The organism is Streptomyces sp. NPDC002144, from assembly GCF_053593695.1.
In genome coordinates, this window is the sequence record NZ_JBSFDB010000003.1 from 354,832 (window position 1) to 370,615 (window position 15,784).

General features: G+C 72.0%; 18 protein-coding genes and 1 pseudogene. 5 read left to right on the forward strand and 14 right to left on the reverse strand.

The window, feature by feature from the left end; genetic code table 11:
* Positions 1-34: 34 nt before the first annotated feature.
* Complete coding sequence (locus ACWCQ1_RS06580) at positions 35-1,513, reverse strand: anthranilate synthase component I (RefSeq protein WP_358595132.1); 1,479 nt, start codon at positions 1,511-1,513, stop codon at positions 35-37.
* 11 nt (positions 1,514-1,524) lie between these two features.
* Complete coding sequence (hisI, locus tag ACWCQ1_RS06585; protein ID WP_133042809.1) at positions 1,525-1,935, reverse strand: phosphoribosyl-AMP cyclohydrolase; 411 nt, start codon at positions 1,933-1,935, stop codon at positions 1,525-1,527.
* A gap of 83 nt (positions 1,936-2,018) precedes the next feature.
* On the opposite strand from hisI, the gene ACWCQ1_RS06590 reads away from it, so the two are divergent.
* Positions 2,019-2,654, forward strand: coding sequence for a TIGR03085 family metal-binding protein (locus ACWCQ1_RS06590; RefSeq protein WP_133042810.1), 636 nt, complete (start codon positions 2,019-2,021; stop codon positions 2,652-2,654).
* A 128-nt stretch (positions 2,655-2,782) separates the two neighbouring features.
* On the opposite strand, the gene ACWCQ1_RS06595 is transcribed toward ACWCQ1_RS06590, so the two are convergent.
* The 10 genes from ACWCQ1_RS06595 to hisD form a co-directional block, all read right to left on the reverse strand.
* On the reverse strand, positions 2,783-4,039 hold the full coding sequence (locus ACWCQ1_RS06595; RefSeq protein WP_451025986.1) for an MFS transporter: 1,257 nt from the start codon (positions 4,037-4,039) through the stop codon (positions 2,783-2,785).
* A 12-nt stretch (positions 4,040-4,051) separates the two neighbouring features.
* Complete coding sequence (locus ACWCQ1_RS06600; protein WP_133042812.1) at positions 4,052-4,639, reverse strand: winged helix-turn-helix domain-containing protein; 588 nt, start codon at positions 4,637-4,639, stop codon at positions 4,052-4,054.
* A 104-nt stretch (positions 4,640-4,743) separates the two neighbouring features.
* On the reverse strand, positions 4,744-5,499 hold the full coding sequence (gene hisF, locus ACWCQ1_RS06605) for an imidazole glycerol phosphate synthase subunit HisF (protein WP_133042813.1): 756 nt from the start codon (positions 5,497-5,499) through the stop codon (positions 4,744-4,746).
* Entirely contained in the window at positions 5,496-5,900 is a 405-nt protein-coding gene (locus tag ACWCQ1_RS06610; RefSeq protein WP_133042814.1) for a RidA family protein, read from the reverse strand. The genes hisF and ACWCQ1_RS06610 overlap by 4 nt, the downstream gene beginning before the upstream one ends.
* Positions 5,897-6,622, reverse strand: coding sequence for a bifunctional 1-(5-phosphoribosyl)-5-((5-phosphoribosylamino)methylideneamino)imidazole-4-carboxamide isomerase/phosphoribosylanthranilate isomerase PriA (priA, locus tag ACWCQ1_RS06615; RefSeq protein ID WP_451025987.1), 726 nt, complete (start codon positions 6,620-6,622; stop codon positions 5,897-5,899). The genes ACWCQ1_RS06610 and priA overlap by 4 nt, the downstream gene beginning before the upstream one ends.
* Positions 6,619-7,260: an imidazole glycerol phosphate synthase subunit HisH gene (gene hisH / locus ACWCQ1_RS06620; RefSeq protein WP_133042816.1), complete on the reverse strand. Its 642-nt coding sequence runs from the start codon at positions 7,258-7,260 to the stop codon at positions 6,619-6,621. The genes priA and hisH overlap by 4 nt, the downstream gene beginning before the upstream one ends.
* Positions 7,257-7,421, reverse strand: a complete 165-nt coding sequence (locus ACWCQ1_RS06625) for a hypothetical protein (protein ID WP_165954796.1) — start codon at positions 7,419-7,421, stop codon at positions 7,257-7,259. Before ACWCQ1_RS06625 ends, hisH begins: the two co-directional genes overlap by 4 nt.
* Complete coding sequence (hisB, locus tag ACWCQ1_RS06630) at positions 7,418-8,011, reverse strand: imidazoleglycerol-phosphate dehydratase HisB (RefSeq protein WP_015661105.1); 594 nt, start codon at positions 8,009-8,011, stop codon at positions 7,418-7,420. Before hisB ends, ACWCQ1_RS06625 begins: the two co-directional genes overlap by 4 nt.
* A complete protein-coding gene (locus ACWCQ1_RS06635) occupies positions 8,008-9,126 on the reverse strand; it encodes a histidinol-phosphate transaminase (RefSeq protein ID WP_133042817.1) in 1,119 nt (372 codons plus the stop codon). Before ACWCQ1_RS06635 ends, hisB begins: the two co-directional genes overlap by 4 nt.
* Entirely contained in the window at positions 9,123-10,448 is a 1,326-nt protein-coding gene (hisD, locus tag ACWCQ1_RS06640; RefSeq protein ID WP_451025988.1) for a histidinol dehydrogenase, read from the reverse strand. Before hisD ends, ACWCQ1_RS06635 begins: the two co-directional genes overlap by 4 nt.
* A gap of 169 nt (positions 10,449-10,617) precedes the next feature.
* Between hisD and ACWCQ1_RS06645 the strand changes: the two genes are divergently transcribed.
* The 4 genes from ACWCQ1_RS06645 (at position 10,618) to ybaK (ending at position 14,655) form a co-directional block, all read left to right on the forward strand.
* On the forward strand, positions 10,618-12,195 hold the full coding sequence (locus tag ACWCQ1_RS06645) for an oxidoreductase (protein WP_451025989.1): 1,578 nt from the start codon (positions 10,618-10,620) through the stop codon (positions 12,193-12,195).
* A 129-nt stretch (positions 12,196-12,324) separates the two neighbouring features.
* Entirely contained in the window at positions 12,325-13,380 is a 1,056-nt protein-coding gene (locus tag ACWCQ1_RS06650) for a hypothetical protein (RefSeq protein ID WP_451025990.1), read from the forward strand.
* A gap of 11 nt (positions 13,381-13,391) precedes the next feature.
* The gene (locus tag ACWCQ1_RS06655) at positions 13,392-14,132 is read left to right on the forward strand and encodes an LON peptidase substrate-binding domain-containing protein (protein ID WP_133042821.1); all 741 of its coding nucleotides are present in this window, start codon (positions 13,392-13,394) and stop codon (positions 14,130-14,132) included.
* 19 nt (positions 14,133-14,151) lie between these two features.
* On the forward strand, positions 14,152-14,655 hold the full coding sequence (gene ybaK, locus ACWCQ1_RS06660) for a Cys-tRNA(Pro) deacylase (RefSeq protein ID WP_133042822.1): 504 nt from the start codon (positions 14,152-14,154) through the stop codon (positions 14,653-14,655).
* A gap of 192 nt (positions 14,656-14,847) precedes the next feature.
* On the opposite strand, the pseudogene ACWCQ1_RS06665 reads toward ybaK, so the two are convergent.
* Together ACWCQ1_RS06665 and ACWCQ1_RS06670 are read right to left on the reverse strand one after the other, a co-directional pair.
* Positions 14,848-14,994, reverse strand: a pseudogene (locus ACWCQ1_RS06665) (DUF2567 domain-containing protein); the annotation flags it as partial.
* A gap of 39 nt (positions 14,995-15,033) precedes the next feature.
* A complete protein-coding gene (locus ACWCQ1_RS06670) occupies positions 15,034-15,753 on the reverse strand; it encodes an AAA family ATPase (RefSeq protein ID WP_133042823.1) in 720 nt (239 codons plus the stop codon).
* Positions 15,754-15,784: the final 31 nt, after the last annotated feature.

A 15,784-nucleotide genomic window follows, 5' to 3' on the forward strand; every position in this document is an offset into this window, starting at 1 on the left:
TGAACCGTCACCCGGGGTTCACGTGAGACCCGTCCTACTGTCCGAGCCGGTTGGCCGTGTGGACCGCGCGCAGCACCGCCGCCGCCTTGTTGCGGCACTCCTGGTCCTCGGCGACCGGGTCGGAGTCGGCGACGATGCCGGCGCCCGCCTGGACGTACGCCGTGCCGCCCCGGAGCAGGGCGGTGCGGATGGCGATGGCGGTGTCGGAGTCGCCCGCGAAGTCGAGGTAGCCGACGCAGCCGCCGTACAACCCGCGCCGGGACGGCTCGAGTTCGTCGATGATCTGCATCGCGCGGGGCTTGGGGGCGCCGGAGAGGGTGCCGGCCGGGAAACAGGCCGTCAGGACGTCGAAGGCGGTGCGGCCCGCGGCGACCCGGCCGGTGACCGTCGAGACGATGTGCATCACGTGCGAGTACCGCTCGATGGACATGAAGTCGACGACCTCGACGGAGCCCGGCTCGCAGACCCGTCCGAGATCGTTGCGTCCGAGGTCGACGAGCATCAGGTGCTCGGCGCGCTCCTTGGGGTCGGCGAGCAGTTCGTCGGCTAGCGCCTGGTCCTCCTGCGGGGTCGCCCCGCGGTGCCGGGTGCCGGCGATGGGGTGGACCATGGCCCGTCCGTCCTCGACCTTCACCAGGGCCTCGGGGGACGAGCCGACGACGTCGAAGCCGTCGAAGCGGAACAGGTACATGTACGGGGAGGGGTTGGTGGCCCTCAGCACCCGGTACACGTCCAACGCGCTTGCCGTGCACGGTGTTTCGAAGCGCTGGGAGGGGACGACCTGGAAGGCCTCACCGGCGCGGATGCGTTCCTTGACGTCCTCGACGGCCGCCTGGAAGTCGGGGCCGCCCCACAGCGCGGTGTACTCGGGCAGTTCCGAGGGCGGCAGGACGGCGGGCGGCTGGGCGACCGCGCGGGACAGGTCCGCCTCCATCGCGTCCAGCCGGGCCACGGCGTCCGCGTAGGCCTCGTCGACGCCGGTGTCCAGGTCGTTGTGGTTGATCGCGTTGGCGATCAGCAGGACCGAGCCCTCCCAGTGGTCCATCACGGCCAGGTCGCTGGTGAGCAGCATGGTCAGCTCGGGCAGCTTCAGGTCGTCCCGCTCGCCGGGGCCGATCTTCTCCAGGCGGCGCACGATGTCGTAGCCGAGGTAGCCGACCATGCCGCCGGTGAAGGGCGGCAGGCCCTCCTGGTGCGGGGTGTGCAGGGCCTCGATGGTGGCGCGCAGGGCGGCGAGCGGGTCGCCGTCCACGGGGACGCCGACGGGCGGGGTGCCGAGCCAGTGGGTTCCGCCGTCGCGGGAGGTCAGGGTGGCGGCGCTGCGGACGCCCACGAAGGAGTAGCGGGACCAGGAGCGGCCGTTCTCCGCGGACTCCAGCAGGAAGGTGCCGGGGCGCTCGGCCGCGAGCTTGCGGTACAGCGCGACGGGGGTGTCGCCGTCGGCGAGGAGCTTGCGCGTGACCGGGATGACACGCCGGTCGGTGGCGAGCTTGCGGAAGGTCTCGAGGTCCATGGCGGCTGACCTTACTGATCCCGTGCCGGTACGACGGAATCGGCGCCCTCGGTCTCCTTGAGGAGCACGTCCTCGTCGAAGCAGGTGCGGGCGCCGGTGTGGCAGGCGGCGCCGACCTGGTCGACCTTGACCAGCACGGTGTCGGCGTCGCAGTCCAGCGCGACCGACCTGACCCACTGGAAGTGGCCGGAGGTGTCGCCCTTGACCCAGTACTCCTGGCGGCTGCGCGACCAGTAGGTGCAGCGGCCGGTGGTGAGCGTGCGGTGCAGCGCCTCGTCGTCCATCCAGCCCAGCATCAGCACCTCACCGGTGTCGTACTGCTGGGCGATCGCGGGGAGGAGCCCGTCGGCGCTGCGCTTGAGCCGCGCGGCGATCTCGGGGTCGAGGCTGCTGGGCCGGGGGGTACCGGTCGTACTGGTCATGGGTGCCATTGTGCCGCGCGCCACTGACAGTGACGGGCCATGTCCACTGGGCGGACCTGGAGGGTGGTCGTAGGCTGATTGTCATGTCGACTTTCGCCAAGCGTGAACGACTTCTTCTGGCCGATCTGTTGGAGGCCGAGGGCCCCGACGCCCCGACCCTCTGCGAGGGCTGGCTCACCCGTGATCTCGCCGCGCACGTGGTGGTGCGCGAGCGCCGCCCCGACGCCGCCGGCGGCATGCTCATCAAGCAGCTCGCGCCGCGCCTGGAGCGGGTGATGGCGGAGTTCACCGCGAAGCCGTACGAGGAGCTGATCCAGCTCATCCGCACCGGCCCGCCGCGCTTCTCGCCGTTCCAGCTCAAGCAGGTGGACGAGCTCTCGAACACGGTGGAGTTCTACGTCCACACGGAGGACGTCCGCCGGGCCCGGCCGGACTGGGCGCCGCGGGAGCTGGACCAGGTCTTCCAGGACACGCTGTGGTCGCGTCTGGAGCGTTCGGCCCGGCTGATGGGCCGCAGCGCCCCGACCGGCCTGGTGCTGCGCCGCCCCGACGGCCAGACGGCGGTGGCGCACCGCGGCACCCCCGTCGTCACGGTGACCGGCGAACCGTCCGAACTGCTGCTGTTCTCCTACGGCCGGCAAAGCGCCGCCAAGGTCGAACTGGACGGCGACAAGGAAGCGATCACCAAGCTCCACGAGGCGAAGCAACTCGGCATCTGACGAGGCACCGCCGGGGCCGGTGGCACTTGGCGCACCCGCGTCGCCGCCTCACCCGGCCCCTCCTTGCCTCACCCGGCCGCTCCTTGCCTCACCCGGCCCCTCCTTGCCTCACCCGGCCGCTCCTTGCCTCACCCGGGCAGTTCCGCGCGCCGCAAATCGCTCACGCCCAGCGCGACCAGTCCGCCCAGTCCGCACACCGCCGCGCTCGCCACGTACACCGGCCCCGTTCCCCACGCGCCGATCGCCGCGGCCGTCAGGGGCATGGTGAGGGGGGTCAGGCCGAGGCTGACCAGGCTGGAGACGGCGGTGACGCGGCCGAGGTAGGCGGAGGCCGCGTGGGTCTGCAGCAGGGCCGTGCACATGGCGCCGCTGAGCCCCGCCAGCAGCCCGACGGCGAGTGCCGTGCCCACCGCCGCGAGGAGACTCGGCACGAAGGCCAGCGCGCCGACGGCGACCGCCCCCGCGAGCAGCGCCCATCCCGCCACCCGCCCGGCGTGCGGCAGCCGCCCCCGCACCGCCAGCAGCAGCGAGACGAACCCAGCGCCGACGCCGAACCCGGCCAGCACCCAGCCCATCCCGGAGGCGCCCCACCCGCGCTCGTCGGCGAGCAGCGTCAGCCCCACGTTGAACGGCCCGACGAACCCGAGGTCCCCCAGGGCGATGGCCAGGACCAGCGGAGCGAGAACGCGGTGACGCCGGATGTACCGCAGGCCCGCGACCAGGTCGGACCAGGCGGTGCCGCCCCGCCCGTCCACCGCGTCGTCCGGCGGCAGCTCCCGCATCCGTACGGAGACCAGCAGCGGCACGGACACGGCGATCAGCAGCCCCGCGAGCCCGAACGCGACCGCCGCCCCGCCCACCGCCACACCGAGCCCGCCGAGCGGCGCCCCCACCACGACGGCGAACCGGTACGCGAGCCCCCGCATGCCCTGCACCCGGGCGAGCTGCCCCCGGCCGGTGATCCGGGCGGGCAGCGCCCCGACGGCGGGCACGAACACGGCGTCCACGACGCCGAAGACCAGGGCGAGCGCCGCGAGCGGCCACAGCCCCGGGCCGGTGAGGAACAGCAGTGCCGCCACCGCGAGCACGGCCGCGCAGCGCACCGCGTCACTGCCGATGACGACCCGGCGCGGCCCGAACCGGTCGGCGACCACTCCGCCGCCCAGCATCAGCACCGCGCGCGGGAGAGCGCTGACGGACATCACGAGCCCGGCCTGTGCGGGGGTGCCCGCCTGTACCGCGGCCCAGGACAGGGCGACGTAGTACACGCCGTCGCCGGCCATCGAGGAGGCGTAGGCGCCGACCCAGCGCAGGACGTTGCCGTCCCGGTGGGCGGGCTTCTCGGGGATGGTGACCGTGGCCGTGCTCTCGAGCCCGGTGGTCATGCGGGGGTCCTCTCAGAGACGGAAGGGGAAGCCGTACGTGTGCACCGCGACGTTCTCCCGGCCCTCGGTGTCGCCGGCGGCCATGGCGGCCCGGCCGTGCTCCTCGTAGCGGCGCACGAGGGCGTTCATCTCCTTGGCCAGTTCGAGCAGTTCGTCCGGGGTCAGGTGCAGCAGCCACTCGGAGGAGTCGGACGCCGTGGTCCACGCGTCGCTCCAGTGCGCGCGCTCGTCGAGGTAGCGGCGGACCATGTCGACCCGCTGTTCGAAGAAGAGGCGGCTGGCCGCGATGTGCGCGGCGGCCTTCTCCGGGGCGTCCCGGAAGTCCTCGTCGCGGATGCTCACGCCGTCCGAGGCGGGCTGCCACCAGCGCTCACGCCCGTCCCCGCGCGGCTCTGCCTCCTCGATCAGCCCGTGCGCGGCCAGCTTGCGCAGGTGGTAGCTGACCAGCGACACCGCCTCGTCGACCTGCTCGGACAGCTGGGACGCGGTGGCCGTCCGCGCGATGATCAGCAGCCGGTACAGCTGCGCCCGCAGCGGATGGGCGAGCGCCTTGAGGGTGCCCACGTCCGTGATGCGGCGGTCTCTCTCGCGGTCTGCCATGCCCTCACGCTAGATGCGAAAGAAAAGTTGCACAATAAAAGTTGCACAATCTTTTTTGCGCAACTTTCCTTTCACTTCCTGGATGCCGTGCGAAGAGGGCCGCGTCAGCGGACGGGATGCCCCGCGTCCCTGAGCGCCTGCTTCACTTCCCCGATCCGCAGGTCGCCGAAGTGGAAGACCGACGCGGCCAGAACGGCGTCCGCGCCCGCGGCGATGGCCGGCGGGAAATGGTCCAGTTTGCCCGCGCCACCCGAGGCGATCACCGGGACCGTGACGTGCTTGCGGACGGCCTGGATCATCTCCACGTCGTAGCCGTCCTTGGTGCCGTCGGCGTCCATGGAGTTCAGCAGGATCTCCCCCGCGCCCAGCTCCGCGGCCCGGTGCGCCCACTCGACGGCGTCGATGCCGGTGCCGCGGCGCCCGCCGTGCGTGGTGACCTCGAAGGAGCCCTCGGGGGTGCGCCGCGCGTCCACCGAGAGGACCAGCACCTGCCGGCCGAAGCGCTCGGCGATCTCCCGGATCAGGTCGGGACGGGCGATCGCGGCCGTGTTGACGCCCACCTTGTCCGCGCCGGCCCGCAGCAGCTTGTCGACGTCCTCCGCCGTGCGCACACCGCCGCCGACGGTCAGCGGGATGAAGACCTGCTCGGCCGTCCGGCGCACCACGTCGTAGGTCGTCTCGCGGTCGCCGGAGGAGGCGGTGATGTCCAGGAACGTCAGCTCGTCGGCGCCCTCGGCGTCATACACCTTGGCCATCTCGACGGGGTCGCCCGCGTCGCGCAGGTTCTGGAAGTTGACGCCCTTGACGACCCGGCCGTTGTCCACGTCCAGGCAGGGGATGACTCGGACCGCCAGGGTCATGAATCCACGGCTCCTCTGTATGCCTCTAGTTCCACCGAGACCAGCACGCGCGGGTCGACGAAGCCCTCCACCACCAGCAGGGTGGCCACCGGGCGCACGGAGTCGAACAGCTCCTTGTGGGCCCGGCCGACCTCGTCGACGTCCCGGGGATGCGCGAGGTACACACGCGTGCGGATCACGGACTCGACGCCGAGCCCGAACTCGGCGATCGCCTCCAGCGCGCTGGTGAAGGCCACCTTGGCCTGCTCGTACGGGTCGCCCTCGCCGTACAGCACATCGCCCTTGAAGGACGTGGTGCCCGCCACCAGCACTTGGTCGCCCGCCGCCACTGCGCGCGCGAAACCGAAGGTCTCTTCCCAGGACGTTCCGCTCTGCACACGCCGTACGGCTTCGGACTTCATGACGCCACAGCCTCCAAGGCCTCTTCCAGGGTGAACGCCTTCGCGTACAGGGCCTTCCCGACGATCGAGCCCTCGACACCGAGGGGGACCAGTTCGGCGATGGCGCGCAGGTCGTCGAGCGACGAGACGCCGCCCGAGGCCACGACCGGGCGGTCCGTCGCCGCGCAGACGTTCCTCAGGAGCTCCAGGTTCGGTCCCTGGAGGGTGCCGTCCTTGGCGATGTCGGTGACGACGTAGCGGGCGCAGCCCTCCTTGTTGAGGCGCTCGAGCGTCTCGTAGAGGTCGCCGCCGTCCCGGGTCCAGCCGCGCCCGCGCAAGGTGGTGCCACGGACGTCCAGCCCCACCGCGATCCTGTCGCCGTGCTCGGCGATGACCTTGGCGACCCACTCCGGGGTCTCCAGGGCGGCCGTGCCGAGGTTCACCCGGGTGCAGCCGGTGGCGAGGGCGGCGGCGAGCGTGTCGCCGTCGCGGATGCCGCCGGACAGCTCCACCTTGATGTCCATCGCCTTGGCCACCTCGGCGATCAGCGCGCGGTTGTCACCCGTGCCGAAGGCGGCGTCCAGGTCGACCAGGTGCAGCCACTCGGCGCCCGACCGCTGCCAGGCGAGGGCGGCCTCCAGCGGGGAGCCGTAGGAGGTCTCCGTGCCGGACTCGCCGTGGACGAGGCGGACGGCCTGGCCGTCGCGGACGTCGACGGCGGGAAGGAGTTCGAGCTTGCTCACAGTGTTCCGATCCAGTTGGTGAGGAGCTGGGCGCCGGCGTCGCCGGACTTCTCGGGGTGGAACTGGGTGGCCCACAGGGCGCCGTTCTCCACGGCGGCCACGAAGGGCTTGCCGTGCGTCGACCAGGTGACCTTCGGGGCGTGCAGGGTCGGGTTGTGCGTCTCCAGGGACCAGTCGTGGACGGCGTAGGAGTGCACGAAGTAGAAGCGCGCGTCAGCGTCGAGGCCGGCGAACAGCTCGGAGCCGGCCGGTGCGTCGACGGTGTTCCAGCCCATGTGGGGCACGATCTCGGCCTGCAGCGGCTCGACCGAGCCGGGCCACTCGTCGAGGCCCTCGGTCTCCACGCCGTGCTCGATGCCGCGCGCGAAGAGGATCTGCATGCCGACGCAGATGCCCATGACCGGGCGCCCGCCGGACAGCCGCCGGTCGACGATCCAGTCGCCGCGCGCCTCCTTCAGGCCCTGCATACAGGCGGCGAAGGCACCGACGCCCGGCACCAGCAGACCGTCGGCGTTCATGGCCGTGTCGAAGTCACGCGTTATCTCCACGTCGGCCCCCACGCGCGCGAGGGCGCGTTCGGCGGAGCGGACGTTGCCGAAGCCGTAGTCGAAGACGACTACCTTCCTGGGTGCGCTCAATTCCACACCTCCAGCCGCATGACCCCCGCGACCAGGCACATCGCGGCGCCGATCGACAGCAGCACGATCAGCTGCTTGGGCATCTTCTGCTTGACGAAGGAGATGATGCCGCCGACCAGGAACAGCCCGACGACGATCAGGATGGTCGACAGCCCGTTCACAGCGCGCCCTTCGTGGAGGGGAGGATGCCGGCCGCGCGCGGGTCGCGCTCGGAGGCGTAGCGCAGAGCCCGCGCCAGGGCCTTGAACTGGCACTCCACGATGTGGTGCGCGTTGCGGCCGTACGGCACGTGCACGTGCAGCGCGATCTGGGCCTGGGCGACGAAGGACTCCAGGATGTGCCGGGTCATCGTGGTGTCGTACTCGCCGATCATCGGCGCCATGTTCTCGGGCTCGGTGTGCACGAGGTAGGGGCGGCCGGACAGGTCCACGGTGACCTGGGCGAGGGACTCGTCCAGCGGGACCGTGCAGTTGCCGAAGCGGTAGATGCCCACCTTGTCGCCGAGCGCCTGCTTGAAGGCGGCGCCGAGGGCGAGGGCGGTGTCCTCGATGGTGTGGTGCGAGTCGATGTGCAGGTCGCCCTCGGTCTTCACGGTGAGGTCGAACAGGCCGTGCCGGCCGAGCTGGTCGAGCATGTGGTCGTAGAAGCCGACGCCGGTCGACACATCGACCTTGCCGCTGCCGTCGAGATCGATCTCGACGAGCACCGACGTCTCCTTGGTGACCCGCTCCACGCGTCCCACGCGGTTCATGAACTCTGCTCCTTCTTCATTGCCCGGACCGCGTCGAGGAACGCGTCGTTCTCCTCCGGGGTTCCGGCGGACACCCGCAGCCACCCCGGAATGCCGTTGTCCCGGACCAGGACACCCCGGTCGAGGATCTGCTGCCAGGCGGCGTGGGAGCCGCCCTCGCCGTCGAACCGCCCGAACTGCACGAAGTTCGCGTCGGACTCAACGACCTCGTAGCCGGCCGCGCGCAGCTCGCCGACCAGCCGGTCCCGCTCCGCCTTCAGCTGCTCGACGTACTTCAGCAGCGTGTCGGTGTGCTCCAGGGCGGCCAGCGCGGTCGCCTGGGTGACCGCCGAGAGGTGGTACGGCAGCCGTACGAGCTGGACGGCGTCGACGACGGCCGGGTGCGCGGCGAGATAGCCGAGGCGCAGCCCCGCCGCGCCGAATGCCTTCGACATCGTCCGGGAGACAACGAGGTTCGGCCGGCCCTCGATGAGCGGCAGCAGCGAGTCGCCGTGGCTGAACTCGATGTACGCCTCGTCCACGACGACCATGGACGGCTTCGCCGCCTGCGCGGCCTCGTACAGCGCGAGGACCGTCTCGGGCGGAACCGCGTTGCCCGTGGGGTTGTTGGGGGTGGTGACGAAGACGACGTCCGGCTCGTTCTCGGCGATCCACCGCTCGGCGGCCGCGAGGTCGATGGTGAAGTCCTCGTTGCGGGGACCGGAGATCCAGCCCGTGCCGGTGCCGCGCGCGATGAGCGCGTGCATCGAGTACGACGGCTCGAAGCCGATCGCCGTACGACCCGGTCCGCCGAAGGTCTGCAACAGCTGCTGGATGACCTCGTTGGAGCCGTTGGCCGCCCAGACGTTCGCGAGGCCCACCTCATGGCCGGAGGTGTTCGTGAGGTACTCGGCGAGCCGGGTGCGCAGTTCGACCGCGTCCCGGTCCGGGTAGCGGTTGAGGTCGCGGGCTGCCTCACGGACGCGCTCGGCGATCCGCTCGACCAGCGGCTCGGGCAGCGGGTAGGGGTTCTCGTTGGTGTTCAGCCGTACGGGGACGTCCAACTGGGGCGCGCCGTAAGGGGACTTGCCGCGCAGCTCGTCCCGTACGGGGAGATCGTCGATTCCGGGGTTCACTTGCTCGTCGGTACCTTCCAGCCGAACCGTGCCTTGACCGCCGCGCCGTGCGCCGGCAGGTCCTCCGCCTCCGCCAGCGTGACCACGTGGTGCGCGACCTCGGCCAGCGCGTCCCTGGTGTAGTCGACGATGTGGATGCCGCGCAGGAAGGACTGGACGGACAGGCCCGAGGAGTGGCAGGCGCAACCGCCGGTGGGCAGGACGTGGTTGGAGCCGGCCGCGTAGTCGCCCAGCGACACCGGCGCCCAGGGGCCGATGAAGATCGCACCGGCGTTCTTCACCCGGTCGGCGACGGCGGCCGCGTCGGCCGTCTGGATCTCCAGGTGCTCGGCGCCGTAGGCGTCGACCACCCGCAGCCCCTCCTCGACGCCGTCGACGAGGACGATCGCGGACTGGCGGCCCTTCAGGGCCGGGACGATCCGGTCCTCGATGTGCTTGGTGGCCGCGACCTGGGGCTCCAGCTCCTTCTCCACGGCGTCCGCGAGCGCCACGGAGTCGGTGACCAGGACGGCGGCGGCGAGCGGGTCGTGTTCGGCCTGGCTGATCAGGTCGGAGGCCACGTGCACGGGGTCGGCCGTGTCGTCCGCGAGGACCGCGATCTCGGTGGGGCCGGCCTCGGCGTCGATGCCGATCTTGCCGGTGTAGTAGCGCTTGGCGGCGGCGACCCAGATGTTGCCGGGCCCGGTGACCATGGTGGCGGGCGGGCAGGACTCGGTGCCGTGCGCGAACATCGCGACGGCGGTGGCGCCGCCGGCCGCGTACACCTCGTCGACGCCGAGCAGGGCGCAGGCGGCGAGGATCGTCGGGTGCGGAAGGCCCCCGAACTCGGCCTGGGCGGGCGAGGCAAGGGCCACGGACGGGACGCCGGCCTCCTGGGCGGGCACGACGTTCATGACCACGGAGGACGGGTAGACCGACCGGCCGCCGGGCGCGTACAGCCCGACCCGCTCGACCGGCACCCACTTCTCGGTGACCGTGCCGCCCGGTACGACCTGGGTGGTGTGGGTCGTACGGCGCTGCTCGCGGTGGACGAGACGGGCGCGCCGGATGGACTCCTCCAGGGCCGCGCGGACCGCCGGGTCGAGCTCGTCGAGGGCCTTCGCGAGGGCCGCGGCGGGCACCCGCACCTGGTCGAGCCTGACCCCGTCGAACTTCTCCGCGAAGTCGATCAGCGCCGCGTCGCCCCGATGATGCACGGCTTCGCAGATCGGACGCACCTTCTCGAGGGCGGCCTGAACGTCGAAGTCGGCTCGGGGCAGCAGGTCGCGCAGGGCGGGCCCTTCGGGGAGGGCGTCGCTGCGCAGATCGATTCGGGAGATCACGGTCTCAATTCTCTCAGACCGGGGTCGGGCGTCGTCCGCGCGTATCAATGGCTGATACAGAACCGTCCCGGAAAACGCTCCGGAACCCGGAAGATCGCCTTCACGTCCAGTGATTCGGGTGTTACGCAACGGGCATCACCAGCTGTGCGAACACAGGACTGGAGGAGTTGTGACCGAGGGGGCCGGCCTGCGCGCCGGAGACCTGCCGGACGATCTGACCGCCGCCGAGGCCGGCATGTGGCAGGCGTTCCGCAACGGCAGCCTGTACGACCTCAGCAGCGGGGACGCGGTCGTCGACGATCCGCACGGCGGGCGCCCCTGGGGACCCGAGCGGACCGTGCGGGCGCGGATCGTGTGCTGGCTGCTGCTGGACGGCCCGCCCGCGCTCGCGGGCCGGGTGTCCTCGCTGAAGCTGCGCGGGGTGCGGATCAGCGGCACGCTCGACCTAGCCGGCGGGATCGTGGTGCCGTACGTCGAGCTGCGCGGCTGCCGTTTCGATCGCGAGGTGCTGCTGCCGGAGGCCCGCTTCACCACCATGCGCATGATCGACTGCTCGGTGCCGCGTCTGGAGGCGGCCCGTGTCCACACCGAGGGCGACCTGCATCTGCCGCGCTGCCGGTTCCTGGGCGGCGTGCGGCTGACCGACGCGCACATCGGCACCGACCTGATGCTCAACCAGGCCGTCGTCCACCCCGACCGCAGCGGCCGCTCCATCGCCGCCGACGGCATGACCGTCGGCCAGGACCTCCAGGCCGAGCTGCTGGAGTCGCACGGTGAGCTGAGACTGCGCAGCGCCAAGGTCGGCGTCAGCCTGAGCCTGCGCGGCGCCCGGCTGGCCAACCCGTACGGCCGGCTCGCGCTGAACGCGCCCCAGCTGACCGTGGAGCGCACGATGTACCTGACGCCGGCGGGTGTCGGCGCCTCGATGGTCAGCGGGGCGACTCCCGCGCGCGGGACGCGCATCCAGCGCTTCGAGTGCCAGGGCGGAATCCGGCTGGACGACGGGCGCTTCGGGGACTCGGTCGACCTGGAGCGGGCCCGGTTCACCCTCACCGACGACCAGGAGCTGTCGCTGCGCCGGGTGCAGACGCCCGAGCTGCGCTTCCTCGGCGAGCGGCCGCAGCGCGGGAAGGTGGTGCTCTCGGGGGCGCGGGTGGTCAACCTGATCGACCGGGCGAGCGCCTGGCCGGGCCCGGGGAACCTGCACATGGGCGGCTTCCAGTACGAGAACCTCGTACCGCAGGGGCCCTTTCCGTTGGAGGAGCGGCTGGACTGGGTGGCCGCGGCGACCGCCGAGTACAACCCGGAGCCGTACGAGCGGCTGGCCTCGGTGCTGCGGGCCGGCGGCGAGGACGAGGACGCGCGCGAGGTGCTGCTGGCCAAGCAGCGCCGACGCCGGGAGAGCTTGCCGCCGGCGGCCAAGCTGTGGGGGTACGCCCAGGACTGGACGGTGGCCTACGGCTACCGGCCCGGGCGGGCCGCGGTGTGGATGGCGGTGCTGTGGGCGGCGGGCTCGCTGGCGTTCGCGCACGCGAGCCATCCGCCGCTTCAGCCGGGGGCACATCCGCCGTGGAACCCTGCGCTGTTCGCCCTGGACCTGCTGCTTCCCGTCATCGACCTGGGCCAGGTCGGCGTGTGGCAGCTCAGCGGGGGCTGGCAGTGGCTGGCCGCGGCGATGGTCCTGCTGGGCTGGATCCTGGCGACGACGGTGGCCGCGGGGGCGACCCGGCTGCTGCGCCGGAACTGATCATCACAGGACGCACACGGATCGAACAGTTGTTGAACAACGTACTTTTACGCGGTCTTGACCGCTCGGCATACAACTTTCGGCAACTTGCCCTTTCCGTCTGGCGCAGCCTTGACCTGCGGCCTTTCAATGGTCGACACCATGGCTCTGCTGCACCCCTTCAGCCGCACGGCCCGGACCTCCCGGACCGCGCCGCGCCCCGCCTCCTCCGCGCCGCCCGCGGACGCCTCCGGCCTGCCCGCCGACGACGAGGTGCTGCTCGACGCGCCCGACGACCACCTCGGCGCCACGCTGGTCGCGGCCGCACGGGGCGAGTACGGGCCCGCGTCCGAGCTGCTGGCCGGCACGCGCGTGCGTGCCGAGTGGGAGTACCGCGACCGGTACGCGAGACGGCTGACGGCGTTCGCGCGCTCGCGCGGCGAGTGGCTGGAGCGCTGGTACGCCGAGACCCCCGAGGACCCGGACGTGCTGCTGCTGCGGGCCCAGCTCGCGGTGGACCACGCCTGGGTCTCCCCGGCCCGCGCGGAGCTGCTGCGGGACGTGAGCCCGCTGATCACTGCCGCCGCGCGGGGCGACGACCGCGACCCGGTGCCGTGGCGGATCGCGCTGGACCACGCGCGCGGGACCGGCGCCGGGCACAAGTACTTCTCCGAGCTGTGGGAGGCGGCCCTGCGCCGCGCCCCGCTGCACTACGGCTGCCACGTGGCCGCCCTGCGCTATCTCGCGGCCTCCTGGCGCCACTCCCACCAGGAGTGCTTCGACTTCGCCGACCGGGCCGCGCAGGACGCCCCGCCGGACTCCCTGATCCAGGCCCTGCCCTCGCGGGCGGCCTTCGGCTACCTGACCGACGGCTGCGCGGTGGAGGTGCCGCGGGAGCGGCTCGACGCGGCCGCCGACCGGGCGATCGCGCTGTCGGCCCGCTTCCCGGCGGCGGACCCGTGGCCGTCGGAGATCCGCAACAAGCTCACCTACGTCCTCGTACGCCTGGAACGCTGGCAGGAGGCGCTGGACCAGCTGCGGCTGATCGGTCCGTACGCCACCTCCTTCCCCTGGATCCATCTGTCCGAGGACCCGCTGGCGCTCTTCCTGAAGATGCGCGCCGAGGTCCGCGCGCGGGTGGCTCAGCAGGGTGCCGGAGGTCCGCGGACCGAGCGGGTCGAACGCACACACTCCCGCGACCACTAGGCTTCTGCGTCGTGACCACCGTCCGTCTTCCGCTCTTCCCGCTGAACTCGGTGCTTTTCCCGGGCCTCGTCCTGCCGCTCAACGTGTTCGAGGAGCGGTATCGCGCCATGATGCGCGATCTGCTCAAGACACCCGAGGAGGAGCCGCGCCGGTTCGCCGTCGTGGCGATCCGCGACGGCCACGAGGTCGCGCCGAGCGCGCCCGGCATGCCGGATCCCACGGCCGTGCCCGAGCGCGGCCCCGCGGCGGGCTTCGGCCCCGACCCGGCGAAGTCCTTCCACGCGGTGGGCTGCATCGCGGACGCGGCGACGATCCGGGAGCGGGCGGACGGCACGTTCGAGGTGCTGGCGACCGGGACCAACCGGGTGCGTCTGCTCTCCGTCGACACCTCCGGCCCGTTCCTGACCGCGGAGCTGGAGGAACTCGCGGAGGAGCAGGGCGACGAGGCCGGCGCGATCGCCGAAGGGGTGCTGCGGGCGTTCCGCCAGTACCAGAAGCGGCTGGCGGGCGCGCGGGAGCGCTCGCTGTCGTCGGGCGCCGACCTGCCCGACGAGCCGTCGGTCGTCTCCTACCTGGTCGCGGCCGCGATGATGCTGGACACCCCGACCAAGCAACGGCTGCTGCAGGCGCCGGACACCGCCTCCCGGCTGCGCGACGAACTGAAACTCCTTCGCACCGAGACGGCGATCATCCGTAGCCTGCCGTCACTGCCGGCGTCGGAGCTGACGCGCGGGCAGACCAGCCTCAACTGACGACACAGCGAAGGCCGCGATGGCGAAGAAGTCCAAGAAGTCCCCGGCGCAGGGCGGCACTCCGGCGACCGTGGCGCTGACCTCGGCCGGGGTGGCGTACACCATCCACGCCTACGACCACGACCCCGCCCACCCCTCCTACGGCGAGGAGGCGGCCGAGGCCATGGGCGTCTCACCGGACCGCGTCTTCAAGACGCTGGTGGCGGACGTGGACGGCGCCCTGACGGTGGCCGTCGTCCCGGTGGCGGGGTCGCTGGACCTGAAGGCCCTGGCCTCGGCGGTGGGCGGCAAGCGGGCGGCGATGGCGGACCCGGCCCTCGCCGAGCGCACCACGGGTTACGTCCGGGGCGGCATCTCGCCCCTGGGCCAGCGCAAGCGGCTCCCCACGGTCCTGGACGCCTCGGCCTCCGCGCACGCCACGATCTGCGTCTCCGCGGGCCGCAGGGGCCTGGAGGTGGAGCTGTCCCCCGAGGACCTGGCGAAGCTCACGGAAGCGGTGGTGGCCCCCATCGGGCGTGCGTGACCCCTCGACGACCGTCCCTCGTTCGGTTAAGAACGAGGGACATGTCGAAGAAAACGCGGAAACGCAAATGGCGCACCAAGAAGGGCCACTCGAACCACGGCCACCGTCCGGCATGATCCCCAGGCCTGTCGCGAAAGCCCCGTGACCCGTCCGAAGGGCGGGCCCCGCGACCCAGGGCTTCGGCGACAGGCCCTACGGCAGCGGGGCCCCGTACGGATCCGTCTGCGCGGGGTTCTGCTGATACGGCTCCGGGTCACGGGGACCGAACAGGGCGGTCAGCCCCAGGTGCACCACCAGCGCGGCCAACGACCAGACCGTCAGCGCACCCTGGGCGCCCAGGGAAGGGCACCCGCCCCTGCGGCCCAAGGCCTTCGGGCCCTACGGCAGCGGGGCCCCGTACGGATCCGTCTGCGCGGGGTTCTGCTGATACGGCTCCGGGTCGCGCGGGCCGAACAGGGCGGTCAGCCCGAGATGCACCACCAGCGCGGCCAACGACCAGGCCAGCAGCGCGCCCTTCGCGCCCAGCTTCAGGGGCGCCGAGAAGGTGACGCCGTTGCCCGCCTGCTTGGCGTGCGCGATCACGTCCTGCGCGGGCCCGAGCCACACGCCGAGCCGCCAGGCCAGCAGGGATCCCAGCAGCCCGCCGACGCCGAGCGCCACCACCAGGGGGATCCCGCCACGCCGGCGCACCAGGAACACCGCGAGCGCGCTCACCACTCCGAAGGCCAGCGCGAGCAGCGTGAACGTGCCGTCCACGCCTATCGCCTGCTCCCCCTCGCTGTCGGCGAGGTAGACGATCCAGCGCTTGTTCACCAGGTCCCCGACGAGCGGCACATGCGGGGCGAGCCACCACCACAGCACACCCAGCAGGACCCCTCCGAGCGCCACCGCGACCGTGATCAGGGCGGCCTCGCGCACTTCGGTCTTCATCCCGGGCCCGTCCTGTCCGTACGTGCCGTCCCACAGCTGGTCATGGCCCGAGGGCACCGCGGGTCCCCCGGCAGGCAGCTGCCAGGCCTGCTGCGGTGCGGGCGAACCCTGGGAAGACTGCGAGGACTGTTCATGGGGCGGCGGAGGCGGAGTCAACGGTGCGGTCACCCTGCCATCGTGCCAGGCCCGCCTGTGCGGC